Below are 26,090 nucleotides of genomic sequence, written 5' to 3'. Positions count from 1 at the left end.
GGATTGCACAGTCGACACGCTTCGGCCTTACTGAGTGATCAACAAAAACAACACCAAGGAAGTGTCATGCGTATTGTCCTGTTCCCGACCATGGCCCTCGGAGCCGCGATCCTGACCTGTTCCTCGGCCTATGCAGCCGCCCTGGAAGGTGGCGCGGTGGCTGCGCCCGATCAATATGGTGCACAGGTTGCCGCCGATATCCTGAAAAAAGGCGGCAACGCCGTGGACGCCGCCGTGGCAACGGCATTCACCCTGGCGGTGACCTACCCAGAAGCCGGCAACATCGGCGGCGGTGGCTTCATGACCCTGTTCGTCGACGGCAAGCCCTACTTCCTCGACTACCGCGAAGTGGCGCCAAAGGCAGCCAGCCGCAACATGTACCTGGACGACAAAGGCGAGGTGATCGAGAACCTCAGCCTGGTCGGTGTGCGGGCAGCAGGTGTACCCGGCACGGTGATGGGCCTGTGGGAGGCGCACCAGAAGTTCGGCAAGTTGCCGTGGAGCGAGCTGCTGACGCCGGCCATCGGCTATGCCAAAAACGGTTTCAAGATTGCCGAAAAACAGTACCAGTACCGCAACGATGCCCAAGGCCTGTTCAAGACGGCGACCAACTTCAATGACTACTTCGGCAACATGAAGGTCGGCGAACTGTTCAAGCAGCCAGAAATGGCCCAGACCCTCGAGCGCATTGCCGACAAGGGCGTAAGCGAGTTCTACCAGGGCAAGACCGCCGACCTGCTGGTGGCGCAGATGCAGGCCGACAAAGGTCTGATCACCAAGCAAGACCTCAAGGACTACAAGGCGGTCTGGCGTGAGCCGATGGCCTTGAGCTGGCGCGGTAACGTGGTCTACACCGCGCCACCGCCAAGCTCCGGCGGCGTCGCCCTGGCCCAGTTGCTGGGCATCAAGGAAGACCGCGCGGCAGACTTCAAGGGCGTGGCGCACAACTCGGCGCAGTACATTCACCTGCTTGCCGAGATCGAGAAGCGCGTGTTTGCCGACCGTGCCGACTACCTGGGTGACCCGGCCTTCACCAAGGTGCCGGTCGATCAGTTGATTGCCAAGGAGTACCTGGCCAAGCGCGCCGCGCAGGTCAACCCCAAGGCCATTTCGGTCACCGATGACGTCAAGCCGGGGCTGGAGCCGCACCAGACCACGCACTTCTCCATCGTCGACAAACAGGGCAACGCGGTCAGCAACACCTACACCCTCAACCTCGACTACGGCAGTGGCGTGGTGGTCAAGGGCGCCGGCTTCCTGCTCAACGACGAGATGGACGACTTCAGCGCCAAGCCGGGTGCGGCCAATGCCTTTGGTGTGGTCGGCGGGGATGCCAACGCCATCGAGCCGGGCAAGCGCATGCTGTCATCCATGAGCCCGAGCCTGATGACCCGCGATGGCAAGGTCGAGCTGGTGATCGGCACGCCAGGTGGCTCGCGCATCTTCACCTCGATCTTCCAGGTGATGAACAACCTGTACGACTACGACATGCCGCTGGAAAAGGCGGTAGCGGCACAGCGTATGCACCATCAGTTGCTGCCTAAAGACACTATCTACTTCGACAGCTATGCACCGCTGACCGGGGCGGTGGCGGATGACCTGAAGAAAATGGGGTATGTGCTGGAGGACCAGGGCTGGGAGATGGGCGATATCCAGGCGATCCGGGTGAACGGGGACAAGCTGGAAACGGCGTCCGATCCGCGTGGGCGTGGGGTGGGGATGATCGTCAAGTAATTCGGTTGACTCAGTGCTGGCCTCTTCGCGGGGCAAGCCCGCTCCCACAGGATTGTGCAACGTTCAGTATTTGCACTGTCCCTGTGGGAGCGGGCTTGCCCCGCGAATGCTATCTGAAGGTCAGACGCGGAACTGGCTAACCAGCATCTGCAACTGCCCGCCCAACCGTGCCAGCTCAACGCTGGACGCCGCCGTCTCGTTATTGGCCGCTGCCGTCTGCTCGGACACATCCCGCACATTCAGAATGCTCCGGCTGATTTCTTCGGCCACCGCGCTCTGCTGTTCCGCCGCCGCCGCAATCTGCTGGTTCATCGACTGAATGCTCGACACCGTGCCGGTGATGCTTTCCAGTGAGGCGCCGGCCTTGCGCGCCAGTTCGACACTGCTGTCGGTCAGGGTCCGGCTACCCTGCATGGCCGTCGCCACTTGCTGGGTGCCGTGCTGCAGGCTGGCAATCAGCTCTTCGATCTCTTCGGTGGACTTCTGCGTGCGCTGGGCCAACCCACGTACCTCGTCAGCGACCACGGCAAAGCCACGGCCCGCCTCGCCGGCACGGGCCGCTTCGATCGCGGCGTTGAGTGCCAGCAGGTTGGTCTGGTCGGCTACCGACTTGATCACGTCCATCACGCTGCCGATCTTCTGGCTTTCCTGTTGCAGCAGGTTCATGGCCTCGGTGGAGCGGTGCATTTCTTCGGCCAGGCGTTCGATTTGGCTGATCGCCTCACCGACCACCTGATCACCCGCGCGGGCTTCGTCGTCGGCACCGGTGGCGGCATGCGAGGCCTGCTCGGCGTTGCGCGCGACTTCCTGAACCGTGGCCGCCATTTCGTGCATTGCAGTGGCGACTTGGTCGGTTTCGACTTTCTGGCTGTTGGCCCCTGCGCTGGTTTGCTCGGTGACCGCCGACAGCTCTTCGGCAGCGCTGGCGATCTGGGTGACGCCGTCGCGGATGCCGCTGATCAGCTCGCGCAGGGTGGTGCCCATGCGGGCGATGCCCTGTTGCAATACGCCCAGTTCATCACGGCGGGTGACGCGCAGGTCGTGCGTCAGGTCGCCGCCAGCGATGCGCTCCACCGCTTGCAAGGTTTCTTGCAGCGGGCGGGTGATCTGCCGGGTGATGAGCACCGCGGCCAGTACGCCGACAAGCAACGCCAGCAAGGTCGCGATGGCCTGCAGGCTACGGGCCTGCGTACTCTCGATGTCGCGGCGCTCCAGCTGGATTTTGTACAGCGCGTCGCTGGTCTTGACGATGTCGGCACCCTGCACAGTCATTTCAGCGCGCGCGCTGGTAATGCTGGCCAGCGCATCACGGAACTGGCGCACGGCGTCACGGTAGGCCAGCACTGACTGTTCGAACTGCTGCAGACGCGCGTCGGCGGCCGGCAGCCGGCGCTTGAGGTTGTCGGCCTCGGCCAGCGCCGCTTCGAGCTGGCGCAGGGCGGCCTGTTCATTGGTCGCGCTGTTATCGGCCATGTAGCCGCGCACGTCGATGCGTACCTGCAGCAGTTGCTGGCGGGCCTTGCTGATCAGCTGGTACTGGGCCAGGCGCACGCTGTCGGTTTCGGGGCGTGCCATGACTTCCTGGCTAAGGGCGTCCATGGCCTGGTCGGCCTTGGCGCCCGACGCATTCATGGCATCACGCGCGGCCCGGGTGGCGTTGTAGCCCGTGCGCATGGTGGCCAGCGAGACCTTGTACTGGCTGATGGTCTGCCCCAGTTCGTGCAGCAGCTTGACGTTGTCCGGGCTCTTGAACGTGCTGACCAGGCGTTGTTGCTGGTTACTGAAGGCATCGAGCTTGTTCAGCGTGTTGGCCGCCGCCGCATCATCGCCGTTGGCAATCATGTACTGCAGGCGGGCGATGCGCAGGTCAGTCAGGTCCTTGTTGAGCTGGCTGATATCGCTCATCCAGTTGCTGCGGTCGATCAGGCTGCCCAGGCTGGTCCAGCCGGTCAGGGCCAGCAGGCCGGTGAGGATCAGCACCAGGCCGAAGCCCAGGCCGAGTTTGAGGTTGACGCTGATGTTGGCAAACCAGCTGTTCATGCACGCACTCCAGAAGTTGTTTTCGCTCTCTTGATCGTCGATCGCAAGGCGTTGTTGTTCTGGATGCCTGCTGATTCGTGCAGGGGTTATCGGCAATGATCAGGGAAGCTGAAACGCTTTTTCAGCAGATTTGTAACTTGTCGTTAGGGTGAGGCTGGGGCTGCCAGGCAGCCCCAAGCGTGTCAGAGGTTACGGGCACTGAAGGTATCGCAGCTGTTCACTTCGCCCTCGGCAAACCCCGCCTTGAACCAGCGCACACGCTGCGCCGAGGTGCCGTGGGTGAAGGAGTCGGGCACCACGCGGCCCTGGCCTTTTTGCTGCAGGCGGTCATCACCGATGGCATTGGCCGCGTTCAGCGCTTCCTCGACGTCACCCGGCTCCAGCCAGTTCAAGCGTTTTTGCGCTTGGTAGGCCCACACCCCTGCCAGGCAGTCGGCCTGCAGCTCCTGGCGCACCAGCAAGCCGTTGTCGCCTTCCATGCGCTGGCCATTGCGGCGAGCGGCATCGATCTTGGCCGACACGCCGAGCAGGGTCTGCACGTGGTGGCCGATCTCGTGGGCGATGACATAGGCCTGGGCAAAGTCACCCGCGGCCGCGAAACGGGTTTCCATCTCGCGGAAGAACGACATGTCCAGGTACACCCGCTGGTCGGCCGGGCAATAGAACGGGCCGACGGCCGCCGAAGCGAAGCCGCAGGCCGAGTTGACCTGGCCGCTGAACAGCACCAGTTTGGGGTCGCGGTACTGCTTGCCCGCCTGGGAGAACAGCGCTTTCCAGGTGTCTTCCGTGTCACCCAGCACCGAGGCGACGAAGTCGGCCTGCTGGTCATTGGCCGGCGGCGCCTTGCCGTCTGCGCCACTGGGCGCCTGTTGCTGCTGCTGGGTCATCTGCCCGGTGAGCTGGCCAAGTATCTGCAGCGGGTCTTGCCCGGTCAGCCAGCCAATGCCCACGATCAGCAGGATCGCCCCCAGCCCGAGGCCCTTGCCGCCGCCGAAGCGCATGCCGCCACCACCGCCACCTTCGCCTCGGGCATCGACCACGTTGTCGCTGCGTCGGCCTTTTCGCCATTCCATGAATGCTCTCCGGAGCGTGAAACAAGAAGACAAAGATTAGTTCACCAACGGGGAGGGTGTCAGACAAAGGTGTTAAACCATAACCATATGGTTATGTATGTGAGGGCTGATTTCAGTATTCATCCCGCGCGGCTTATCTGAAACTGTAAGTCCGCCTGCCCTGCAAGGCGTCCAGATAATTCCAAGAGAGGAAAACGGCATGCCCGCCCAGGACACCAGCCGCTTCGTGATCCGTGATCGCAACTGGCACCCCAAAGCCCTGACCCCCGACTACAAGACCTCCATTGCCCGCTCGCCGCGCCAGGCATTGGTCAGCATCCCGCAGTCGATCAGCGAAACCACCGGCCCGGACTTCACCCACTTGGGTTTCGGCGCCCACGACCATGACCTGCTGCTGAACTTCAACAACGGTGGCCTGCCGATTGGTGAGCGCATCATCGTTGCCGGTCGCGTGGTCGACCAGTACGGCAAGCCCGTGCCCAATACCCTGGTAGAAATGTGGCAGGCCAACGCTGGCGGCCGCTACCGCCACAAGAACGACCGCTACCTGGCACCGCTGGACCCTAACTTTGGTGGCGTCGGCCGTTGCCTGACCGACCGCGACGGCTATTACAGCTTCCGCACCATCAAGCCGGGCCCCTACCCATGGCGCAACGGCCCGAACGACTGGCGCCCGGCGCACATCCACTTCGGCATCAGCGGCCCATCGATTGCGACCAAGCTGATCACCCAGCTGTACTTCGAGGGTGACCCGCTGATCCCGATGTGCCCGATCGTCAAGTCGATCGCCAACCCAGAAGCCGTGCAGCAGTTGATCGCCAAGCTCGACATGAGCAACGCCAACCCGATGGACTGCCTGGCGTACCGCTTTGATATCGTGCTGCGCGGCCAGCGCAAGACCCACTTCGAAAACTGCTGAGGACCCCGCCATGCCAATCGAACTGCTGCCGGAAACCCCTTCGCAGACTGCCGGCCCCTACGTGCATATCGGCCTGGCCCTGGAAGCGGCCGGTAACCCGACCCGCGACCAGGAAATCTGGAACCGCCTGGCCAAGCCTGAGGCGCCGGGTGAACACATCCTGTTGATCGGCCAGGTCTATGACGGTAACGGGCACTTGGTGCGCGATTCGTTCCTGGAGCTGTGGCAGGCCGATGCCGCCGGCCAGTACCAGGATGCATACAACCTGGAAAACGCCTTCAACAGCTTCGGCCGCACCGCTACCACTTTCGATGCCGGTGAGTGGACCGTGCAAACGGTGAAGCCGGGTGTGGTGAAGAACGCGGCCGGCGTGCCGATGGCGCCGCACATCAACATCAGCCTGTTTGCCCGTGGCATCAACATCCACCTGCACACGCGCCTGTATTTTGATGATGAAGCCGAAGCCAACGCCAAGTGCCCGGTGCTCAACCTGATCGAGCAGCCGCAGCGCCGTGAGACGCTGATTGCCAAGCGTTGCGAAGTGGATGGGAAGACGGCGTATCGTTTCGATATCCGAATTCAGGGGGAAGGGGAGACGGTGTTCTTCGACTTCTGACTTCTGATAGAAACGGGGGCCGCTTTGCGGCCCTTCGCGGCACAAGGCCGCTCCTACAAGGACCGCGTGATCCCTGTAGGAGCGGCCTTGTGCCGCGAAGGGCTGCAAAGCAGCCCCAATTTCTCACAATCAACGCCGAACCAGCAAAACCCCACTTTCCATGTGATGGGTATACGGGAACTGGTCAAACAACGCACAACGCTCGATGCGGTGTGTGTCCTGCAACTGCTCGATGTTCGCCGCCAGCGTTTCCGGATTGCACGAGATGTACAAAATCCGCTCGAAGCGCCGGGTCAGCTCGCAGGTATCCGGGTCCATCCCCGCACGCGGCGGGTCGACGAACACGGTACCGAACGCGTAACTTTTCAGGTCGATCCCTTCCAGCCGCCGGAACGGGCGCACGTCATTCAGCGCCTGGGTCAGCTCTTCAGCCGACAGCCGCACCAAGCGCACGTTATCCACACCGTTCTCATCAAGGTTGCTCAGCGCAGCGTTGACCGAGGTCTTGCTGATCTCGGTGGCCAGCACTTGGCGCGCACGGGTGGCCAGTGGCAGGGTGAAGTTGCCGTTGCCGCAATACAGCTCCAGCAGGTCATCCTCGCGCTCGCCCATGGCGTCGAACGCCCAGCTCAGCATCTTCTGGTTCACCGCGCCGTTAGGCTGGGTGAACGCGCCTTCCGGCTGGCGATAGCTGAACACACGGCCCGCCACGTCCAGTTTCTCTACCGCGTAATCACGGCCAATCACCAGGCGCTTGCCCTTGGAGCGGCCGATCAGGCTTACCCCCAGTTCGTCGGCCAGCTGCCGCGCGGCCACTTCCCAGGCCTCGTCCAGCGGGCGGTGGTAGCACATCGTGACCATCGCATCGCCGGCCAGGGTGGTGAGGAACTCCACCTGGAACAGGCGATTGCTCAGTGCCTCGCTGGCCTGCCAGGCCGCCTTCAGGCGCGGCATCAAGTCATTGATGCGCTCGCTGGCGATGGGGAAGTCGTCGATCAGGATCGCCTTGTGCTTCTCGCCCGGGGCGAACATCGCGTAGTGGCGCTGGCCGTCCTCGCGCCACAGGCGGAACTCGGCGCGCAGGCGATAGTGCTCGCGCGGCGAATCGAAAACAGCCGGTTCCGGCGCGCCGAACGGCGCCAGCAGCGCGCGCAGCCGGGCAACCTTGGCGTCCAGCTGGGTGGCGTAGGAGGAGGGGTCGAAAGCAGCACTCATGCGTTGAACCAGCCCAGCTTGATGACGAACAGGATGGAAAGGATCACCAGGGCCGGGTTCAGGTCGCGGTGGCGACCCGAGATCAGCTTGACGGCGGTCCAGGAAATGAAGCCGAAGGCGATGCCGTTAGCGATCGAGTAGGTCAGCGGCATGGCCAGGGCGGTCACCACCACAGGTGCGGCTTCGGTGACGTCGTCCCAGTTTATTTCCGCCAGGCCCGAGGCCATCAGCACGGCGACGAACAGCAGCGCTGGCGCCGTGGCGAAGGCCGGTACGCTACCGGCCAGCGGTGCGAAGAACAGCGCCAGCAGGAACAGCACGGCCACCACGATGGCGGTCAGGCCGGTGCGCCCGCCCGCGCTCACGCCGGCAGCCGATTCGATGTAGCTGGTGGTGGTCGAGGTGCCCAGCAGCGAGCCGGCCATGGCGGCGGTGCTGTCGGCAATCAGGGCGCGGCCCATCTTCGGCATGTGGCCGTCCTTGCCCATCAGGCCGGCGCGTTTGGCCACGCCGATCAGGGTGCCGGAGTTGTCGAACAGGTCGACGAACAGGAAGGCGAAGATGACGCTGACCAGGCCCACATCCAAGGCACCGGCGATGTCCAGCTGGAGGAAGGTCGGTGCCAGCGATGGCGGCATGGACACGACGCCGGCGAACGGCGTCACGCCCATCGCGATCGCGGCGATGGTCACGGCCAGAATGCCGATCAGCACCGCGCCGCGAACCTTCAGTGATTCGAGGCCGACGATCAGGAAGAAGCCCAGGGTGGCGAGGATCGGCGCCGGCTGCTTGAGGTCGCCCAGGCCTACCAGGGTGGCCGGGTTATCGACGACGATGCCGGCGTTATGCAGGGCAATCAGTGCCAGGAACAAGCCGATACCGGCAGCAATGGCCGAGCGCAGCGGCAGCGGGATGCTGTTCACGATCCATTCGCGGATGCGGAAGATCGACAGCAGGAAGAACATTACCGCCGACAGGAACACCGCGCCCAGCGCGACCTGCCAGGTGTGGCCCATGTGCAGGACCACGGTGTAGGTAAAGAAGGCGTTCAGGCCCATGCCCGGCGCCAGGGCGATCGGGTAGTTGGCGATCAGGCCCATGGTCGTCGAGCCGATGGCCGCGGCCAGGCAGGTGGCGACGAAGATCGCACCTTTGTCCATGCCGGTCTCGCCGAGGATGCTCGGGTTGACGAACAGGATGTAGGCCATGGCCAGGAAGGTGGTGACGCCCGCAAGAATCTCGGTGCGCACATTGGTGTTGTGTGCTTTTAGTTGAAACAGCCTTTCCAGCATGCCCGCTCCCCAAGGCGCCCCCGGCGCCGTGATTTGTATCGACCCCATCAGCAAAGCACAGACCGTACCGGTTGCCGTGGTTTTATCTGGGGCGGAAAAAAGCCGCGCATCATACCAGCATGCATGGCGGGGGCCTATGGCCATTGGGGAATGGGATTTTGCAAACCCACGCCACCCTCAAAGCCTGTGCTGAAAACCGTGTAGGAGCAGCCTTGTGCTGCGAAGAGGCCGGTCTGACAGAAGAATCTTTAATGACTGTAAGGGCCTCTTCGCAGCACAAGGCTGCTCCTACAAGGCTCCGCGCAGGGCCTGAGGCCGGTGATCAGCCGCTGTGCAACCGATCGCGTTTGGCCAACGTTGGGAACAGTTTTATCCACACCCCGGTCACCACCAGCGTGCCCACGCCACCGAGCACCACCGCCGGCACTGTGCCAAACCAGTGCGCCGTGACCCCCGATTCGAACTCGCCGAGCTGGTTCGAGGCACCGATGAACAAGCCGTTGACGGCGCTCACCCGCCCGCGCATTTCATCTGGCGTTTCCAGCTGCACGAACGAACTGCGTATGACCATGCTGATCATGTCCGCCGCCCCCAGCACCACCAGCACCGCCAGCGAGAACCAGAACGACGTCGACAGGCCAAACGCGATGGTCGCCACGCCAAATACGCCCACCGCTGTGAACATGGTACGCCCGACCTTGCGCTCGAACGGGAAGCGCGCCAGCCACAGCGACATCAGCAACGCGCCCACCGCGGGCGCAGAGCGCAGCAGGCCCAGGCCCCAGGGGCCGGTGAGCAGGATGTCCTTGGCGAACACCGGCAACAGCGCGGTGGCGCCGCCCAGCAGCACGGCGAACAGGTCGAGCGAAATGGCCCCGAGAATGTCTGGCCGGCTGCGGATAAAGCGGATGCCGGCCAACAGCGACTCCAGGCTGGCACGGCCGCGTTGGGCCACTTGCTGGCGCGCGTCCAGGCTCAAGGTCAGCACGCAGGCGATGGCGTACAGCCCTACGGTCGGCCCATACACCCAGATGCTGCCAAAGGCATACAGCAAGCCGCCCACTGCGGGGGCGACGATGGTGGCGGCCTGGGTCGCCGAGGCCGAGGCCGCCACCGCCCGAGGGAACAACCCCGGCGGCACGACGTTGGGCAGCAGGGCCTGGGTCGCCGGCATCTCGAATGAACGCGTCGCGCCCAGCAGGAAGGCCAGGGCGAAAATCAGCTCGCGGCTGACGTTGTCGGTGGCGCTGCCCACCGCCAGCGCCAGGGCAATCAACCCCTGCAGGCTCTGGCACAGGGCGGCGACCTTGCGCCGGTCATAGCGGTCGGCAACATGCCCGGTGTGCAGCATGAACAGCACGCGCGGGGCGAATTCGACCAGGCCGACCAGGCCCAGGTCGAGCACATTGCCGGTGAGCTGGTAGAGGTGCCAACCGATGGCCACGGTGAGCATCTGGAAGCCGCTGGCGGTAAACACACGCGCCAGCCAGAAGGCGATGAAGGGGCGATGATGACGCAACAACTGCGGTGCGGAATCGGACATCTGAAACCTGTGGCCTCGGCGCAGTAGAGGGGGCGGCAGATTATCATCTGTTTGTAACAAGCAGTTACTGTTTGCCGTAATCGGCACTTTTTCACGGTTTATGAAAGAGGGTGGGGCAACGGGTCACGCGGCAATCAACCACACGGCCCGCCTGGCCATTCAGGACTATGCTTCCAGTCAGTCGTTGACCTGGATCAATCGTTGTAAATGCAACGATCAGCCGACGATGTGGCCTTTGGGCCGGAATCCCTGCGATTGCACAGAACAATTCCAACTCGCCGCACTCGATACCGTGGGGGCAGTAGGCGCGAGGGCCACGAGCCCAAACGCCGGATTATCTGAAGAGGAAGCACTATGTTCGGTTTAGAGGCCCTAGATCTCGCCCGAATCCAGTTTGCATTTACCGTGTCCTTTCACATCCTGTTCCCGGCCATCACCATTGGCTTGGCGAGCTATCTGGCGGTCCTCGAAGGCCTTTGGCTGCGGACCCACAACCAGGTCTACCGTGACCTCTACCACTTCTGGTCGAAAATCTTCGCCGTCAACTTCGGCATGGGCGTGGTTTCTGGCCTGGTCATGGCCTATCAGTTCGGCACCAACTGGAGCCGCTTCTCCGATTTCGCCGGCGCCGTCACTGGCCCCTTGCTCACCTATGAGGTGCTGACGGCGTTCTTCCTCGAGGCAGGCTTCCTGGGCGTCATGCTGTTTGGCTGGAACCGTGTCGGCCGCGGCCTGCACTTCTTCGCCACAGTCATGGTGGCGCTCGGCACGCTGGTCTCGACCTTCTGGATCCTGGCCTCCAACAGCTGGATGCAGACCCCGCAAGGCCACGAGATCATCGATGGCCGCGTGGTACCGGTGGACTGGCTGGCGGTGATCTTCAACCCCTCGTTCCCCTACCGGTTGATGCACATGGCCACGGCCGCGTTCGTCGCCACTGCCTTCTTCGTCGGCGCCTCGGCGGCCTGGCACTTGCTGCGCGGGCGTGACAACCCGGCCGTGCGCAAGATGCTGTCGATGGCCATGTGGATGGCGCTGATCGTTGCGCCGATCCAAGCGGTGATCGGTGACTTCCACGGGCTCAACACGCTCAAGCACCAGCCGGTGAAAATCGCCGCCATCGAGGGCCATTGGGAGAACGTGCCGGGCGAACCGACCCCGTTGATCCTGTTCGGCATCCCTGACATGAAAGCCGAGACCACGCGCTTCAAGGTCGAGATCCCGGCCCTCGGCAGCCTGATCCTGACCCACAGTCTGGACAAGCAAGTGCCCGCGATGAAGGAATTCCCGGCAGCGGACCGGCCCAACTCGACCATCGTGTTCTGGTCGTTCCGGGTCATGGTCGGGCTTGGCTTCCTGATGATCTTCGTGGGCCTGTGGAGCCTGTGGCTGCGCAAGCGCGGCACGCTGTACAGCTCCAGGCCGTTCCTGTACCTGACCCTGTGGATGGGGCCTTCCGGCCTGATCGCCATCCTTGCCGGCTGGTTCACCACCGAAATCGGCCGCCAGCCGTGGGTGGTGTATGGCCTGATGCGCACCTCCGAAGGGGTCTCCAACCACAGCTACGTTCAGCTCGGCTTTACCTTGGTGGCGTTCGTGGTGGTGTACTTCGCCCTGTTCGGCACCGGCCTCGGCTACATGATGCGCCTGGTGCGCAAAGGGCCGAAGACGGGCGAGGGTGATGAACCCAACCCAGGTGGCCCAGGCCAGAAACGCACGCCGGCGCGGCCGCTGTCCGCCGCCGATGATGGCCATGAGGCCAACACCGTCAGCCTGAGCAAGGGGAACTGAGCCATGGGTATCGACCTTCCGCTGATCTGGGCCGTGATCATCATCTTCGGCGTCATGATGTACGTGGTGATGGATGGTTTCGACCTGGGCATCGGCATGCTCTTCCCCTTCGTCAAGGGCGAGCGTGACCGTGATGTGATGATGAACACCGTCGCCCCCGTGTGGGACGGCAACGAGACCTGGCTGGTGCTGGGCGGCGCCGGGCTGTTCGGGGCCTTCCCGATGGCCTATTCGGTGGTGCTCGAAGCCTTGTACCTGCCGCTGATTCTCATGCTGATTGGCCTGATCTTCCGCGGCGTGGCCTTCGAGTTCCGTTTCAAGGCCAAGGATGACAAGCGGCACATCTGGGACAAGGCGTTCATTTGGGGTTCGTTGATCGCGACCTTCTTCCAGGGCGTTGCACTGGGCGCGTTCATCGAGGGCTTCAAGGTGGTCGACCGCCACTATGCTGGTGGCACCCTCGACTGGCTGACCCCGTTCAGCGTGTTCAGCGGGTTGGGCCTGATCGTCGCCTACACCCTGCTGGGCTGCACCTGGCTGATCATGAAGACCGAAGGGCCGCTGCAATTGCAGATGCATGACCTGGCCAAGCCGCTGGCGCTGGTGCTGCTGGTGGTGATCGGTATCGTCAGCCTGTGGACGCCGATCGCCTACCCGCAAATCGCCGACCGCTGGTTCAGCATGCCTAACCTGATCTGGTTCATGCCGGTGCCGATCCTGGTGCTGGTGACCTTCTACGGGTTGCTCAAGGCGGTCGCGCGCAATGCCAACTACACGCCGTTCCTGCTGACTTTGGTGCTGATCTTCCTTGGCTACAGCGGCCTGGGCATCAGTGTGTGGCCAAACATCATCCCGCCGTCGATCTCGATCTGGGATGCCGCAGCGCCGCCGCAGAGCCAAGGGTTCATGCTGGTGGGTACGTTGTTCATCCTGCCGTTCATCCTGGGGTACACCTTCTGGAGCTACTACGTGTTCCGCGGCAAGGTGACCCATGAAGACGGCTATCACTAGGAGGCGCGCATGATGACCGGCAAGCATGGCTTGGAAGAGAAGAAGCCACTGTGGCAGCGCCTGGGTTGGCTGGTGCTGATCTGGGCAATGAGTGTGGCGGCCCTGGGTGTGGCGGCCTATGTGATGCGCCTGTTCATGGGGGCAGCTGGCCTCACCACCCATTGATCAAAAGGGTTTAGCCCTTCCTTGGAGCAGCCTTGTGCTGCGAAGAGGCCAGTGGCAGCACGTAGATATTCGCTGCTGTCACCGGCCTCTTCGCAGCACAAGGCTGCTCCTACCTGGGTTGCGCAGGCCTGGATTTAAGCAGCCGCAGCGTGTTACTTGCGGGCTTTGAGAATCACGAACTTCGGCGTCGCTGCCACTTGTTCAACCCCGCGGAACAGCCGCGCCAGCTTGCTGTGGTAACCCAGGTGGCGGTTACCGACGATGTACAGCGCACCCCCCACCACCAATGCCTCGCGGGCCTGCTGGAACATGCGCCAGGCCAGGAAGTCGCCGACCACTTGCTGCTGGTGGAACGGCGGGTTGCACAGCACCACGTCCAGCGATTGTTTTTCCACCCCCGCCAAGCCATCGGCCGCCAGCATCACTGCTGGGCGCTCGCCCAGCGCTGCCTGCCAGTTTTCGCGTGCCGATTGCACCGCCATGTACGATTCGTCGACCAGCGTGTAATGGGCCTCAGGGTTGTCCAGGGCGCTGGCAATCGCCAACACGCCGTTGCCGCAGCCTAGGTCTGCGACACGGGCAGCGCCCAGGTTGCGCGGCAGGTGCGGGAGAAACGCACGGGTGCCGATATCCAGGCCATCGCGGCAGAACACATTGGCGTGGTTGACCAGTTCCAGCGCCGGCGATTCGAGCTGATAGCAGCTAGGGTAGGGCGAGCGCGCAGTCGGGCGCTCGGCAACGGTGGCCGTCAGCAGGCGGGCCTTTTTTTGCGCCAGCGAGGCCTGTACCGGGCCGATGTACTTTTCCATCAGGTCACCCGCCGCGCGTGGCAAGTGCTTGATCATCGCCCCGGCGATCACCTGCGCGCCGGGCACCAGGTGGCCCTGCAGGCGGATGAGTTGTTCTTCGAGCAAGGCCAGGGTCTTGGGCACGCGCACCAGTACCCGGTCGAACGGGCCCTGCCACGGCTCACTGGCCGGCACGAACGGCACGCTGTCGAACGGCTTGCCGTTGCGGGCGAGGTTTTTTTCCAGGGCCAGGTGCGCCAGGTGCGAGTCACCGCTGCTGACCACCGCAAGCTGTCCGGCGAGGCTGGCTGCCAGGGCGCCGAAGCTGTCATTGAGCACCAGTACCCGGCAGTTCGCGTCAGGCGCCTGCTCATGCAGTTGCGCGAGCAGGTACTCGTCGGCGGCATCGAAGGCCTGCAGCGGGTCGTTGGCCTGGTCCGGCTGGCGGATCAGGTCGAGTTCGGCGTAGGGGGTGGTCAACAAAGGCATGGCGTCTGGCTCGGGTACGAATCTGCCCGTTGCGGATCGCCACGGGCTTTGCCGCGCAATTCTACAGGGCTTTGCCGATGGTCGCAGAAATGGCTGTCAGATCCACCCACGCAGGGCGGCAATAGCGATGGCGCCGGCCTTGTTGGCGGCGTTGGTCTTGGTGATCACGCTGCGGATGTGGAAGTTCACCGTGCTTTGCGACAGTGACAGGATGCAGGCGACGTCAGCGGCGGTCTTGCCGGCGGCCGACCATTTCAGCACTTCCAGTTCCCGTTCGCTCATTTTTGGCTGGGGTGGGCAGAGGGCGTTCAGGTGGTGCTCGCACAGTACGGCGTGCAGGGTGTGGCACAGCCACTGCACGCTGCCGCCTTTTTCATAGAGTTCGTCGATCGCTATCCTGCCCGCCGGCCTGGCGACGCTCACCTGGCTCTCGTTGTGTTGCAGGTCGTGCAGCGACTGCGTCCAGCCATGACGCAGGCCATGTTCGCAGGCTACTTCGCGAAAGTGCGGGGCTTCACGGTACAGCTCGTCAGTCCAGAGCACGGGCGTGGTCTGGCAATGGCTTACGCGTGCGGCAGGGTCTTGCTTGTAGAACTCATCGCGCTGATAGCACTCGATCCACTCGGCGGGGTAGTTGCTGTAGAGGTACACCCGGGGCGACTGGGTGGCGATTTGGATGCGGATGTTCAGCCCGAGGTGTTGCATGCCCAGGTCCTGCACCAGGTGCACAGCGATGTCGAACAGCTTCCGTGGGGATCGCTCGCTGACAAAATGATGAAGATGCTCAGGCTTCCAGTGATGCATCCGTAACACTCCGAAGGGGCAACAGGATCCAATCCGATTGCATACCCGAAATATTGTAGGAAAAGACCTAGTGTAGCGTTGGGATTTTTTGTTATAGCGATCAGGATTATCTGCGTCATCGGCGGCATCGGCGTGGTGAGGCCTTACAAACCGGTGGTTTTTATCCAGGCCGCTTTGCGCGACACTGTGCGCACGTCAACCTTGGAGCCCGATATGACCGCCAGCGCCGAAAAGTTCACCCGCCAGACACTGCTCGATGTTCAGCCATTGACGCCGAACCTCTTCAGCCTGCGGGTCACGCGCGATTCGGGTTTTCGCTTCCGTGCGGGCCAGTTCGCTCGCCTTGGCGTGACCAAGGCCGATGGCAGTGTAGTCTGGCGCGCCTATTCCATGGTCAGCGCACCCCATGACGAGTACCTCGACTTCTTCTCGATCGTGGTGCCCGGCGGGGAGTTCACCAGCGAACTGAGCCGGCTGGGCGAAGGTGACAGCTTACTGATCGACCGGCAGGCCTTTGGTTTTCTGACCCTCGATCGCTTCATCGGCGGCCGCGACCTGTGGCTGCTGGCCACCGGCACCGGCATCGCACCGTTCATGTCCATCCTGCAGGACTTCGAGGCCTGGGAGCGGTTTGACAGCATCAAGCTGGTGTATTCGGTACGCGAGGCGAAGGAGCTGGCCTACGTGGACGACATCGCCGGGTTGGAGCAACGGGATTACCTGGCCGAGTTTGCCGGCAAGTTGCAGTTCATTCCGGTGGTCACGCGCGAGCAGCACCCCGGTGCGTTGAATGCGCGTATTACCACGTTGATCGAGAATGGCGAGCTGGAGAAGGCGGCGGGGCTGGAACTGTCGCCCGAGCATTCGCGCATCATGCTCTGCGGTAACCCGGAGATGATCGATGAAACCCGAAAGGTGCTCAAAGCGCGTGACCTGCAGTTGAGCCTGAGCAAGCGGCCGGGGCAGGTGGCGGTGGAAAACTACTGGTAACGTACGGGGCCGCAATGCGGCCCCAGTACGTTTCAGGGCAAGCGATTCTGGTTCTGCGTCTTGAGCAGGTCACGAATCTCGGTCAGCAGCGTTTCTTCAGCGCTTGGCACGGGCGGTGCGCTCGGTGCCACGGCTTCTTCGCGCTTCAGGCGGTTGATCGCCTTCACACCCATGAAGATGGCAAACGCAACGATCACGAAGTCGATCACGGTCTGGATGAACTTGCCGTAGGCCAGCACCACCGCCGGAATGTCACCTTCTGCAGCTTTCAAGGTAATCGCCAGGTCACTGAAGTCCACGCCACCGATCAACAGCCCCAGTGGCGGCATGACCACGTCACCCACGAAGGACGAGACGATCTTGCCGAATGCCGCGCCGATGATGATACCGACCGCCATGTCGACGACATTGCCTTTGACCGCGAAGGCCTTGAACTCACTGATCATACCCATGTTCGATTCCTTTGTAACAAATGGTGAGGTAAACGCAGTGTAAGCCACTTAAACGCTTCATGCGTTATGTACAGCCCTAATGACTGTGGTTAGAACGAATAGTTTTGTCGCATCTCGAAGCGTTCGAGACACGTCTCGCTCGGCTATCATGGCGGTTTTTCCAGGAGATTCCGCCCATGGCCAAGGCCAAGCGCTTGTATGGCTGCACCGAGTGCGGCGCGACCTTTCCCAAATGGGCCGGCCAGTGCGGTGAATGCGGGGCCTGGAACACCCTGGTCGAAACCATGATCGAAAGCGGCGGCGCGGCCGCGCCCAGCAGCGGCCGTGCCGGCTGGACCGGGCAGCAGGCGCAGATCAAGACACTGGCCGAAGTCAGTGTGGAAGAAATCCCGCGGTTTACCACCAGCAGCACCGAACTGGACCGCGTACTGGGCGGCGGCTTGGTCGACGGCTCGGTGGTGCTGATCGGGGGTGACCCAGGCATCGGCAAGTCGACCATCCTGCTGCAGACGTTGTGCAACATCGCGGTGCAGATGCCCGCGCTGTACGTCACCGGCGAAGAGTCGCAACAGCAGGTGGCCATGCGCTCGCGCCGCCTGGGCCTGCCCCAGGACCAGCTCAAGGTGATGACCGAAACCTGCATCGAGACCATCATCGCCACGGCCCGGGTGGAAAAACCCCGGGTCATGGTCATCGACTCGATCCAGACCATTTTCACCGAACAACTGCAATCGGCGCCCGGCGGCGTGGCCCAGGTGCGCGAGAGCACGGCATTGCTGGTGCGCTACGCCAAGCAGAGCGGCACGGCGATTTTCCTCGTTGGCCACGTCACCAAGGAAGGCTCGCTGGCCGGGCCTCGCGTGCTCGAGCACATGGTCGATACGGTGCTGTATTTCGAAGGTGAGTCCGATGGCCGCCTGCGGCTTCTGCGGGCGGTGAAGAACCGTTTTGGCGCGGTCAACGAACTGGGCGTGTTCGGCATGACCGACCGCGGCCTCAAGGAGGTCTCGAACCCGTCGGCGATCTTCCTCAACCGCACCCAGGAAGAAGTGCCGGGCAGTGTGGTGATGGCTACCTGGGAGGGCACGCGGCCGATGTTGGTCGAGGTGCAGGCGCTGGTCGATGACAGCCACCTGGCCAACCCGCGCCGGGTGACCCTGGGCCTGGATCAGAACCGGTTGGCCATGTTGCTGGCGGTGCTGCACCGCCATGGCGGCATTCCCACCCACGACCAGGACGTGTTCCTTAACGTGGTGGGCGGGGTGAAGGTGCTCGAAACCGCGTCTGACCTGGCGTTGCTGGCTGCGGTGATGTCCAGCTTGCGCAACCGGCCGTTGGCCCATGGGCTGCTGGTGTTTGGCGAAATTGGCCTGTCGGGTGAGGTGCGGCCGGTGCCCAGCGGCCAGGAGCGGTTGAAAGAGGCGGCCAAGCACGGCTTCAAGCGGGCCATCGTGCCCAAGGGCAATGCGCCGAAGGAGCCGCCTGCGGGTTTGCAGGTGATTGCCGTGACCCGGCTGGAGCAGGCCTTGGACGCCCTGTTCGAGTAATCCTGTGCCGGCCTCTTCGCGGGGCAAGCCCGCTCCCACAAGGTGGACTGCAAACCTGTAATTCCCTGGACTGCCCCCAAGAAGTTGGACACCAATACAACCCTTGGGGGATCTATGGGCAAGTACACCCTGTGGGAGCGGGCTTGCCCCGCGAAGAGGCCGGTGCAGGCAAACAAAAAGGGGAGCCGACGATGCGCATCGGCTCCCCCCGCGTAACCGCTCAATCAGCGGTCAATGCTCGGCAACCGCACTGCGCCTGGGCGCCTCGTTGCCATGCTCGTCCAGCTCCATCATCGGCACTTCATTGCCCTCGGCATCGAACAGCTTGCCCTCCTTGAAGTAGTCGCCATCGCGCAGTGCAGAGATGTCCGAGTACTGGATGGTGCGCTCGTAGGCCGCAGCGAACACCGACTGCTGGTCCGAATTACCGGCTGTGAAGTGGTTGAAGATCAGGTTCAGCAGAATGGCCATGATCGCCGCCGAGCTGATGCCGGAGTGGAAGATGGTCTCGAACCAGTTCGGGAAGTGGTGATAGAAGGTCGGTGCGGCAATCGGGATCATGCCGAAGCCCAGCGACGCGGCGACGATGATCAGGTTGACGTTGTTCTTGTAGCTGACCTTGGACAGGGTCCGGATGCCGCTGGCCGCCACGGTGCCGAACAGCACGATGCCCGCGCCACCCAGTACCGGGGTGGGTACCGCGGCAATCACCCGGCCCATGATCGGCAGCAGGCCGAGCACCACCAGGATCACGCCGCCGGTGGCCACCACATAACGGCTCTTGACCCCGGTCACGGCCACCAGGCCGACGTTCTGGGCGAAGGCACTTTGGGTGAACGAGCCGAAGATCGGCGCCAGGATGCTCGACGCCATGTCGGCACGCAGGCCATTGCCCAGGCGCTTGGAGTCGACCTTGGTTTCAATGATGTCGCCCACTGCGAGGATGTCGGCCGAGGTTTCCACCAGGGTCACCATGATCACGATGCACATCGACAGGATCGCGGCGATGTGGAATTCCGGCATGCCGAAGTGGAACGGCGTGGGGAAGGCGAACATCGGGCCTTGGGTGACCTTGCTGAAATCGGTCATGCCCAGCGCCCAGGCGATCAAGGTGCCTACCACCATGGCCAGCAGAATCGACAGACGGGAGATGGTCGCGCTGCCCAGCTTGCTCAGCAGCAAGACGATGGCGAAGGTCAGCGCCGCCAGGCCGATGTTGGCCATGCTGCCGAACTCCGGCGAGGCGCTGTTGCCGCCCATCACCCAGCGTGCGGCCACTGGCATCAGGGTCAGGCCGATGGTGGTGATGACGATGCCGGTCACCAGCGGCGGGAAGAACTTGGTGATGCGCGAAAACACGGGGGTAATCAGGAAGCCGATGAACGAGGCCGCCATGACCGCGCCCAGCACACCTGGCAGGCCACCGCCGCCCTCACTGCTGAGGATCGCGCCCATGGTTGCCACGCCAGCGAACGACACGCCCTGCACCAGCGGCAGCTGACAGCCGAAGAACGGCAGGCCCAGCGTCTGCAGCAAGGTGGCCAGGCCACCGGCAAACAACGAGGCGGCGATCAGCATGCCGATCTCGGCACCGTTCAGGCCTGCGGCCTGCCCCAGAATCAGGGGTACCGCGACAATCCCTCCATACATGGTCAACACATGCTGCAGACCATAGGCCAAGTTGGCCCCAAGGCCGAGGTTTTCATCCTCGGGGCGCTTGGCGGGAGACGTGCTAGGGGACGTAGTCATGGAGCAGGCTCTCTGCGTTTATTGTTGTGCCGCTACTGTAGACACTTCCTACAAATGATTGCCACAACAATTGTATACAATATTTTGATCGGAGCGCGAACAAGCAGGCTCGCAAGGTGTGCTAGAGCCCAATGCAGAACGCGTACCAAGTCGACAGAGGCTGTACTAGAGGGGTGTGTACAAAGCACTGCTACCCAGGCTTAAAGCTGTCTGGGTAGACAGGAAACACGGGGTGGGGAGGATGTTAGCTAGCTAAAAGATCCCATTATTCGATGAGTTCACGCAGCTCACGCATCATTTCGGTGCTGTCGGCCACGTTCAATTCCACAAGACGGTGCAAATGGGTCATCGAATCGATGTCGATGTAGAGGCAAACGAAGCCCAGGCGGGAGGGTTCTTCGTGGCGCAGTTCCACTTGCATCTCTACCCGCGTGGAAGGGTCGAGGTGGATAATTGCCTCGAAATCCTGGGTCAAGTCCGCTTCCCAGTTCGCCGGCCGTTCCACTAGCAGGCCTTTGAGTGAAACGTCCAGCAACTTCGTCGGCCAGCGCTGCAGGCCTTGGCGCAATTCGGTCGTTGCATCGAACTCGATGCGTTGAAAACGGCGGCGTTCGTCGTGATCGCTCATGGGCGGACTCTCCGGGTGACAACCTGACTATAGTGAGTATGGTAGGTACATCAGGTACCGCAATCTGGCCGCAGAGGCTCTAGACCAAAGCAAGTGTGGCAATGCGCGATGACTCGCCCTAGACTCGATAGGCGGTCTTTCCAATCCACTAGCTGGAAGCAAACCATGAACAACAATAATAGCCTGCTACGCCATATTCCGTGGCTGGCGCTGGCAGTCATAGGGGCCTGCGCGCTGGGTGTGGTTGCCCTACGTCGCGGTGAGGCGATCAACGCCTTGTGGATCGTGGTCGCGGCAGTGGCCATCTACTTGGTCGCCTATCGCTACTACAGCCTGTTCATCGCCACCAAGGTGATGCAACTCGACCCTCGGCGCGCCACGCCGGCGGTGCTCAACAATGATGGCCTGGACTACGTCCCGACCAACAAACACATCCTGTTCGGCCACCACTTCGCCGCCATCGCTGGCGCCGGCCCGCTGGTCGGCCCGGTACTCGCCGCGCAGATGGGCTACCTGCCCGGCACACTCTGGCTGATCGCCGGTGTGGTGCTGGCCGGTGCGGTGCAGGACTTCATGGTCCTGTTCATGTCCACCCGCCGCAATGGCCGCTCGCTGGGCGACATGGTGCGCGAGGAAATGGGCCGCATCCCGGGTACCATCGCCTTGTTCGGCTGCTTCCTGATCATGATCATCATCCTCGCGGTGCTGGCGCTGATCGTGGTCAAGGCCCTGGCTGAGAGCCCATGGGGCATGTTCACGGTGATGGCGACCATCCCGATCGCGATGTTCATGGGCATCTACATGCGCTATATCCGCCCGGGCCGCATTGGCGAGATCTCGGTGGTCGGCGTAGTGCTGCTGCTGGCGTCGATCTGGCTCGGCGGCGTGATCGCTGCAGACCCGGTCTGGGGCCCGGCGTTCACCTTCACCGGCGTGCAGATCACCTGGATGCTGGTGGGTTATGGCTTCGTCGCTGCCGTACTGCCGGTTTGGCTGGTACTGGCACCGCGTGACTACCTGTCGACCTTCCTCAAGATCGGTACCATCGTGGGCCTGGCCATCGGTATCCTGATCATCGCGCCTGAGCTGAAAATGCCGGCCCTGACCCAGTTCACCGACGGTACCGGCCCGGTCTGGAAGGGCACCCTGTTCCCGTTCCTGTTCATCACCATCGCGTGTGGTGCAGTATCGGGCTTCCATGCGCTGATCTCTTCGGGCACCACGCCCAAGCTGCTGGACAACGAAACCAACGCCCGTTACATCGGCTACGGCGGCATGCTGATGGAATCGTTCGTCGCCATCATGGCCATGGTCGCCGCCTCGGTGATCGAGCCGGGCGTGTACTTCGCCATGAACAGCCCGGCCGCCGTGGTGGGCGCCGACGTGGCGTCGGTGGCGCAGACGGTCAGCAGTTGGGGCTTCCTGATCACCCCTGAGCAGCTCGAAGCGGTCGCCCGCGACATCGGCGAGCACACCATCCTGGCCCGTGCCGGTGGTGCGCCAACCTTGGCGGTGGGTATCGCGCAGATCCTTCACCAGGTGCTGCCGGGTGAAAACACCATGGCCTTCTGGTACCACTTCGCGATCCTGTTCGAAGCGTTGTTCATCCTGACCGCCGTAGACGCCGGTACCCGTGCCGGCCGCTTCATGCTGCAAGACCTGCTGGGCAGCTTCGTGCCAGCCCTGAAACGCACCGAATCGTGGGGCGCCAACCTGCTCGCCACCGCTGGTTGCGTGGCACTCTGGGGCTACTTGCTGTACCAAGGCGTGATCGACCCGCTGGGTGGCATCAACACCTTGTGGCCGCTGTTCGGCATCTCCAACCAGATGCTGGCCGGTATCGCCTTGATGCTGGGTACCGTGGTGCTGATCAAGATGAAGCGCCAGCGCTACATCTGGGTGACCTTGCTGCCGGCTGTGTGGCTGCTGATCTGCACCACTGCCGCGGGCCTGATCAAGCTGTTCGACCCGAACCCGGCCGTGGGCTTCCTGGCCCTGGCCAAGAAGTACAGCACCGCCCTGGACGCTGGCCAGGTACTGGCCCCGGCCAAGGACATCGGCCAGATGCAGCACGTGATCTTCAACGCCTACACCAACGCGGGCCTGACTATTCTGTTCCTGCTGGTGGTCTTCAGCATCCTGTTCTTCGCCATCAAGGTCGGCTACGCCGCCCTCGGCCGCAAGGAACGCACCGACAAGGAAACCCCGTTCCAGGCGCTGCCTGACGCGTAAACGAGAGGACTGCAGCTATGTTCAACGACCTGGGTCGACTGGGTAAGTACCTGGGGCAGGCAGCCCGCCTGATGGTCGGCATGCCCGACTACGACAACTATGTCGAACACATGCAGAACAAGCACCCGGACAAACCGGTGATGAGCTACGAGGCGTTCTTCCGCGAACGCCAGGAAGCGCGCTACGGTGGCAAGTCCGGGCCCAAGTGCTGTTGACCCTGCAACACCTGTGAACCTGTGGGAGCCCGGGCAACTGGGCTCCCACAGTCATTTTCAGCTTCAGGAGTACATCGCGTGCAAACGCCTATCCCCGTCACTGTATTGACCGGCTTTCTGGGTGCCGGCAAGACCACCTTGCTCAAACACATGCTCAAAGCCGAGCACGGCCTGAAGATCGCCGTGATCGAAAACGAGTTCAGCGAGGCTGGCATCGACAGCCAACTGCTGGGTGACGAGCCGGTGCAAGTCATGACCCTGGCCAACGGCTGCGTGTGCTGCAGCATCCATGGCGACCTGACCCGAGCCCTGTACCTGCTGCTGGAACGCCTGGACGCTGGCGAGATCGCCTTCGACCGCCTGGTGATCGAGTGCACCGGCCTTGCCGACCCGGCACCGGTGGCACAGACCTTTTTCATCGACGAGGACCTGCGTGACCGCTACATCCTCGACGGCATCATCACCTTGGTCGATGCCGCCCATGCCGAGCTGCACCTGACCCAGGCCATCGCCCAGGCCCAGTTGGGTTTTGCCGACCGGCTGTTGCTGAGCAAGACTGACTTGGTCGAGCCTGCGGCGGTGGAGGCCTTGCGCGAGCGGCTGTCGCGCATCAACGGCCGTGCCGCTGTGCGTGTGGTCGAGCACGGGCGAATCGATTTGGCCGAGCTGCTTGATGTGCGCGGTTTCAACCTCAATACCGACTTGGGCGCCAGCCTTAAACCCACCCTGCGCCCGGTGCTCAAACCGGCCACCCCGGACCGCATCTCCACCCTGGTGCTGCGCACCGACACGCCGCTGGACATCGACCGGCTCAGCGACTTCATGAACGAACTGCTGGAAACCCATGGCAAGCAGTTGCTGCGTTACAAGGGCGTGCTGAACATTGCCGGCGAAGACCGTCGCCTGGTGTTTCAGGGCGTGCTGAAACTGTACGGCTTCGACTGGGATGCCGAGTGGGCAGCAGGCGAGGCACGCGAAAGCGTGATGGTGTTCATTGCCGACGAACTGCCCGAGGCTACGATTCGGGCTGGGTTCGAGGCTTTGAGCAAGCCTTGAGCCGCTGAGGTGCCTGAGCCGCGAACCAGGCCGGCCATGAACTGCGGTGGCGGGTTTGCACCTCGATGCACGGGATCAGGCGCTCCGTCAGCACGGCAGTCTGCCGCACGGCCTTGGCGGTGCGGTATTTGACGCTGTGGATGCACTCGCGGTCGCCGAATTCGCAGCGGTTCAGCGAGGTACCGCCGCAGGGGCCGTTGGCCAGGCCTTTGGGGCAGGTTTCCGGGCAGATGTAGAGGGTGTCTTCGAGGCGGCAGCGGCCGCAGGTGTCGCATCCCAGCAATGGGCGTTTCACCGCACGTTCCACCCCGTGCAGCACGCGGGCGCCCGAGGCCGAGGCCCATAGCGGTTGGCGAACGGCCCAGCCGAATGCCTTGCTCAGCCAGTTGTTGCGGCTGAACAGCAGGGCATGGAAGGCGTGCAGCAGGTGGTAGCGCGCTTTTTCTGTGCTCGACGCGCTGACCTTCGACTCGCCCTGGCGCCAGCTCGCTGCTGGGGGGTGGAAGACCACGGCGGGCAGGCCGGGCTCCTGCCAGCTTGCGGCCCAGGCGGGCGCCCACTGTTCCAGCGAATGGAGCTGCGCTTGCCAATGTTCGAGGCGTTGTTCCAGGGCCAGCAACTGCTTGAGTTCGTGAATGCCCGACAGGTGCACACCGGCGTAACCCATCAACTTCACACCGATGACCTGCAGGGCCAGACGGTCAACGCTGCGCGCCTGTGCGTACGCCTTGGACACGGCGGCCTCGGCTTCGAGCATGTCGCGCATGGACGGGCTGACCGTCACCCCGGCCACGTGATCGAGCATGGCGGCGCGCCCGTGGGTAAGGCTCATGAGGCACGCCAGCAAAGGTTTAGGGTTGGGCTGACGGTTCATCCACGCCTGGGCTTCCTGATGCTTGCTGGCATCGAAGCCCAGTTGCAGGGTCAGGAAATCGGCCCCTGCGGCGAGTTTTTTCTCGGCTTTGAAGTACTGCGCCCCCCCTTCTTCCTCGCAGTACTTGAACGGGTTGAGCGCGGCACCCAGCAGCCAGTGCGGGCAGGCTTGGCGCGCGATCTGCAGGGCGGCCACCGATTCCAGGTAGCGCACCGGGCGCTGCCCAGGTTGATGGCCGGGCAGGCGGTCGCCGGTGAGCAGCAGTAACTGGTCCAGCCCATCGGCGTCCATGCGTTGCAGTTGCGCGAGCAAGTGGTGGCGTTCGCGGTCCTTGCCCGAGAAGTGCGGCAAAGCCGGCACGGGCGAGCTGAAGCTGGCCAGGGCGTCGAGGGGCGACATGTCCAGTGGGCTGCCAACGCGATCACCGATGGCCACCGTCATCGGCCAGCCACACAGGTGCCCGCGGGCCATGATCGCTTGCATGGCGGCGAAGCGTTCCGACGACGGCTTGGGGACGAACTCCATGACGCAGACGAAGGTTTTTTCGTGCAGCGCCGTTTTCAGCAGGCTCATGGATCGGGCACCGAATTGGGGCAGGGTGGCATTGTGCGGCAAATGGTCGAGAGGGTCATGTCCGCATGCGTAGCGCGCTGCTCTGAACAAGACATCCCCGTACTCTGCACCGGTATTTTCGCGCGCTTCTGTGTAGGAGCAGCCTTGCGCTGCGAAGAGGCCCGTATGCCGGGTAGAGATGTATTAGCCGTAAGGGCCTCTTCGCAGCACAAGGCTGCTCCTACAGACCTCGCATGAACATGAGTAAATCTTGATTTCATCTCAAATTAAATGAGTTTGTCTCAAAGACTCGAT

At 62.9% G+C, this 26,090-nt stretch carries 22 protein-coding genes and 1 pseudogene; 11 read left to right on the top strand and 12 right to left on the bottom strand.

From position 1 onward, the window contains the following. Positions 1-66: 66 nt before the first annotated feature. Positions 67-1,734 (top strand): gamma-glutamyltransferase, encoded by a 1,668-nt coding sequence (gene ggt, locus HU750_RS07150; RefSeq protein WP_186677949.1) that lies wholly within the window; start codon positions 67-69, stop codon positions 1,732-1,734. Positions 1,735-1,854: 120 nt separating this feature from the next. On the opposite strand, the gene HU750_RS27515 is transcribed toward ggt, so the two are convergent. The 3 genes and pseudogenes from HU750_RS27515 to ypfJ form a co-directional block, all read right to left on the bottom strand. After that, complete coding sequence (locus tag HU750_RS27515; RefSeq protein WP_502944326.1) at positions 1,855-2,859, bottom strand: methyl-accepting chemotaxis protein; 1,005 nt, start codon at positions 2,857-2,859, stop codon at positions 1,855-1,857. 117 nt (positions 2,860-2,976) lie between these two features. After that, positions 2,977-3,639 (bottom strand): annotated as a pseudogene (locus tag HU750_RS27510) (methyl-accepting chemotaxis protein); the annotation flags it as partial. A gap of 317 nt (positions 3,640-3,956) precedes the next feature. After that, positions 3,957-4,847, bottom strand: coding sequence for a KPN_02809 family neutral zinc metallopeptidase (ypfJ, locus tag HU750_RS07140; protein WP_186677941.1), 891 nt, complete (start codon positions 4,845-4,847; stop codon positions 3,957-3,959). 199 nt (positions 4,848-5,046) lie between these two features. Here ypfJ and pcaH point away from each other — a divergent pair, with 199 nt between their 5' ends. Continuing rightward, positions 5,047-5,766 carry a protocatechuate 3,4-dioxygenase subunit beta gene (gene pcaH, locus HU750_RS07135; protein ID WP_027595440.1) on the top strand — a complete coding sequence of 240 codons (720 nt, stop codon included), beginning with the start codon at positions 5,047-5,049 and terminating at the stop codon, positions 5,764-5,766. 10 nt (positions 5,767-5,776) lie between these two features. After that, complete coding sequence (pcaG, locus tag HU750_RS07130; protein ID WP_099430440.1) at positions 5,777-6,382, top strand: protocatechuate 3,4-dioxygenase subunit alpha; 606 nt, start codon at positions 5,777-5,779, stop codon at positions 6,380-6,382. 129 nt (positions 6,383-6,511) lie between these two features. Here the strand turns inward: pcaG and trmA are convergent, their stop codons facing one another. The 3 genes from trmA to HU750_RS07115 form a co-directional block, all read right to left on the bottom strand. Further along, on the bottom strand, positions 6,512-7,597 hold the full coding sequence (gene trmA, locus HU750_RS07125) for a tRNA (uridine(54)-C5)-methyltransferase TrmA (protein ID WP_186677938.1): 1,086 nt from the start codon (positions 7,595-7,597) through the stop codon (positions 6,512-6,514). Next, positions 7,594-8,889 (bottom strand): NCS2 family permease, encoded by a 1,296-nt coding sequence (locus tag HU750_RS07120; protein WP_085273929.1) that lies wholly within the window; start codon positions 8,887-8,889, stop codon positions 7,594-7,596. The genes trmA and HU750_RS07120 overlap by 4 nt, the downstream gene beginning before the upstream one ends. A 322-nt stretch (positions 8,890-9,211) precedes the next feature. Beyond that, positions 9,212-10,432 (bottom strand): MFS transporter, encoded by a 1,221-nt coding sequence (locus tag HU750_RS07115; RefSeq protein WP_027595436.1) that lies wholly within the window; start codon positions 10,430-10,432, stop codon positions 9,212-9,214. Positions 10,433-10,786: 354 nt separating this feature from the next. Here HU750_RS07115 and HU750_RS07110 point away from each other — a divergent pair, with 354 nt between their 5' ends. The 3 genes from HU750_RS07110 to HU750_RS07100 are packed head-to-tail and all read left to right on the top strand — an operon-like array spanning position 10,787 to position 13,399. Beyond that, entirely contained in the window at positions 10,787-12,223 is a 1,437-nt protein-coding gene (locus HU750_RS07110) for a cytochrome ubiquinol oxidase subunit I (protein ID WP_027595435.1), read from the top strand. Between the two features lie 3 nt (positions 12,224-12,226). Beyond that, on the top strand, positions 12,227-13,234 hold the full coding sequence (gene cydB, locus HU750_RS07105) for a cytochrome d ubiquinol oxidase subunit II (protein WP_027595434.1): 1,008 nt from the start codon (positions 12,227-12,229) through the stop codon (positions 13,232-13,234). 9 nt (positions 13,235-13,243) lie between these two features. Then, entirely contained in the window at positions 13,244-13,399 is a 156-nt protein-coding gene (locus HU750_RS07100; RefSeq protein ID WP_081717522.1) for a DUF2474 domain-containing protein, read from the top strand. A gap of 152 nt (positions 13,400-13,551) precedes the next feature. On the opposite strand, the gene HU750_RS07095 is transcribed toward HU750_RS07100, so the two are convergent. Next, positions 13,552-14,676, bottom strand: coding sequence for a methyltransferase (locus tag HU750_RS07095; RefSeq protein WP_186677935.1), 1,125 nt, complete (start codon positions 14,674-14,676; stop codon positions 13,552-13,554). 96 nt (positions 14,677-14,772) lie between these two features. Next, a complete protein-coding gene (locus HU750_RS07090) occupies positions 14,773-15,480 on the bottom strand; it encodes an autoinducer binding domain-containing protein (RefSeq protein WP_027595432.1) in 708 nt (235 codons plus the stop codon). Between the two features lie 213 nt (positions 15,481-15,693). Here HU750_RS07090 and HU750_RS07085 point away from each other — a divergent pair, with 213 nt between their 5' ends. Further along, complete coding sequence (locus tag HU750_RS07085) at positions 15,694-16,470, top strand: ferredoxin--NADP reductase (protein ID WP_027595229.1); 777 nt, start codon at positions 15,694-15,696, stop codon at positions 16,468-16,470. Between the two features lie 32 nt (positions 16,471-16,502). Here HU750_RS07085 and mscL read toward each other — a convergent pair whose 3' ends face one another. Beyond that, complete coding sequence (gene mscL / locus HU750_RS07080) at positions 16,503-16,922, bottom strand: large-conductance mechanosensitive channel protein MscL (RefSeq protein WP_027595230.1); 420 nt, start codon at positions 16,920-16,922, stop codon at positions 16,503-16,505. 176 nt (positions 16,923-17,098) lie between these two features. Between mscL and radA the strand changes: the two genes are divergently transcribed. Further along, positions 17,099-18,469 carry a DNA repair protein RadA gene (radA, locus tag HU750_RS07075; protein ID WP_027595231.1) on the top strand — a complete coding sequence of 457 codons (1,371 nt, stop codon included), beginning with the start codon at positions 17,099-17,101 and terminating at the stop codon, positions 18,467-18,469. 231 nt (positions 18,470-18,700) lie between these two features. On the opposite strand, the gene HU750_RS07070 is transcribed toward radA, so the two are convergent. Continuing rightward, positions 18,701-20,218: a nucleobase:cation symporter-2 family protein gene (locus HU750_RS07070; RefSeq protein WP_033694267.1), complete on the bottom strand. Its 1,518-nt coding sequence runs from the start codon at positions 20,216-20,218 to the stop codon at positions 18,701-18,703. Between the two features lie 265 nt (positions 20,219-20,483). Beyond that, complete coding sequence (locus HU750_RS07065) at positions 20,484-20,846, bottom strand: PilZ domain-containing protein (RefSeq protein WP_099455305.1); 363 nt, start codon at positions 20,844-20,846, stop codon at positions 20,484-20,486. A 165-nt stretch (positions 20,847-21,011) separates the two neighbouring features. Between HU750_RS07065 and HU750_RS07060 the strand changes: the two genes are divergently transcribed. The 3 genes from HU750_RS07060 (at position 21,012) to yjiA (ending at position 24,349) form a co-directional block, all read left to right on the top strand. After that, entirely contained in the window at positions 21,012-23,078 is a 2,067-nt protein-coding gene (locus tag HU750_RS07060) for a carbon starvation CstA family protein (protein ID WP_012274172.1), read from the top strand. A 17-nt stretch (positions 23,079-23,095) separates the two neighbouring features. Beyond that, positions 23,096-23,293, top strand: coding sequence for a YbdD/YjiX family protein (locus HU750_RS07055; protein ID WP_027595234.1), 198 nt, complete (start codon positions 23,096-23,098; stop codon positions 23,291-23,293). Positions 23,294-23,371: 78 nt separating this feature from the next. Further along, complete coding sequence (yjiA, locus tag HU750_RS07050; RefSeq protein WP_186677931.1) at positions 23,372-24,349, top strand: GTPase; 978 nt, start codon at positions 23,372-23,374, stop codon at positions 24,347-24,349. On the opposite strand, the gene HU750_RS07045 is transcribed toward yjiA, so the two are convergent. Continuing rightward, positions 24,309-25,796 (bottom strand): methylenetetrahydrofolate reductase C-terminal domain-containing protein, encoded by a 1,488-nt coding sequence (locus HU750_RS07045; protein WP_186677928.1) that lies wholly within the window; start codon positions 25,794-25,796, stop codon positions 24,309-24,311. The genes yjiA and HU750_RS07045 overlap by 41 nt on opposite strands. Positions 25,797-26,090: the final 294 nt, after the last annotated feature.

This window comes from Pseudomonas sp. SWRI50 (assembly GCF_014269095.1).
GTDB classification, from domain to species: Bacteria; Pseudomonadota; Gammaproteobacteria; order Pseudomonadales; family Pseudomonadaceae; genus Aquipseudomonas; species Aquipseudomonas kermanshahensis.
This window is presented reverse-complemented; position numbering and strand designations above follow the sequence as displayed.

Coding starts and splice junctions, on each gene's coding strand:
- ggt (WP_186677949.1), top strand. CDS start 67: ATGCGTATTGTCCTGTTCCCGACCATGGCCCTCGGAGCCGCGATCCTG.
- ypfJ (WP_186677941.1), bottom strand. CDS start 4,847: ATGGAATGGCGAAAAGGCCGACGCAGCGACAACGTGGTCGATGCCCGA.
- pcaH (WP_027595440.1), top strand. CDS start 5,047: ATGCCCGCCCAGGACACCAGCCGCTTCGTGATCCGTGATCGCAACTGG.
- pcaG (WP_099430440.1), top strand. CDS start 5,777: ATGCCAATCGAACTGCTGCCGGAAACCCCTTCGCAGACTGCCGGCCCC.
- trmA (WP_186677938.1), bottom strand. CDS start 7,597: ATGAGTGCTGCTTTCGACCCCTCCTCCTACGCCACCCAGCTGGACGCC.
- HU750_RS07120 (WP_085273929.1), bottom strand. CDS start 8,889: ATGCTGGAAAGGCTGTTTCAACTAAAAGCACACAACACCAATGTGCGC.
- HU750_RS07115 (WP_027595436.1), bottom strand. CDS start 10,432: ATGTCCGATTCCGCACCGCAGTTGTTGCGTCATCATCGCCCCTTCATC.
- HU750_RS07110 (WP_027595435.1), top strand. CDS start 10,787: ATGTTCGGTTTAGAGGCCCTAGATCTCGCCCGAATCCAGTTTGCATTT.
- cydB (WP_027595434.1), top strand. CDS start 12,227: ATGGGTATCGACCTTCCGCTGATCTGGGCCGTGATCATCATCTTCGGC.
- HU750_RS07100 (WP_081717522.1), top strand. CDS start 13,244: ATGATGACCGGCAAGCATGGCTTGGAAGAGAAGAAGCCACTGTGGCAG.
- HU750_RS07095 (WP_186677935.1), bottom strand. CDS start 14,676: ATGCCTTTGTTGACCACCCCCTACGCCGAACTCGACCTGATCCGCCAG.
- HU750_RS07090 (WP_027595432.1), bottom strand. CDS start 15,480: ATGCATCACTGGAAGCCTGAGCATCTTCATCATTTTGTCAGCGAGCGA.
- HU750_RS07085 (WP_027595229.1), top strand. CDS start 15,694: ATGACCGCCAGCGCCGAAAAGTTCACCCGCCAGACACTGCTCGATGTT.
- mscL (WP_027595230.1), bottom strand. CDS start 16,922: ATGGGTATGATCAGTGAGTTCAAGGCCTTCGCGGTCAAAGGCAATGTC.
- radA (WP_027595231.1), top strand. CDS start 17,099: ATGGCCAAGGCCAAGCGCTTGTATGGCTGCACCGAGTGCGGCGCGACC.
- HU750_RS07070 (WP_033694267.1), bottom strand. CDS start 20,218: ATGACTACGTCCCCTAGCACGTCTCCCGCCAAGCGCCCCGAGGATGAA.
- HU750_RS07065 (WP_099455305.1), bottom strand. CDS start 20,846: ATGAGCGATCACGACGAACGCCGCCGTTTTCAACGCATCGAGTTCGAT.
- HU750_RS07060 (WP_012274172.1), top strand. CDS start 21,012: ATGAACAACAATAATAGCCTGCTACGCCATATTCCGTGGCTGGCGCTG.
- HU750_RS07055 (WP_027595234.1), top strand. CDS start 23,096: ATGTTCAACGACCTGGGTCGACTGGGTAAGTACCTGGGGCAGGCAGCC.
- HU750_RS07045 (WP_186677928.1), bottom strand. CDS start 25,796: ATGAGCCTGCTGAAAACGGCGCTGCACGAAAAAACCTTCGTCTGCGTC.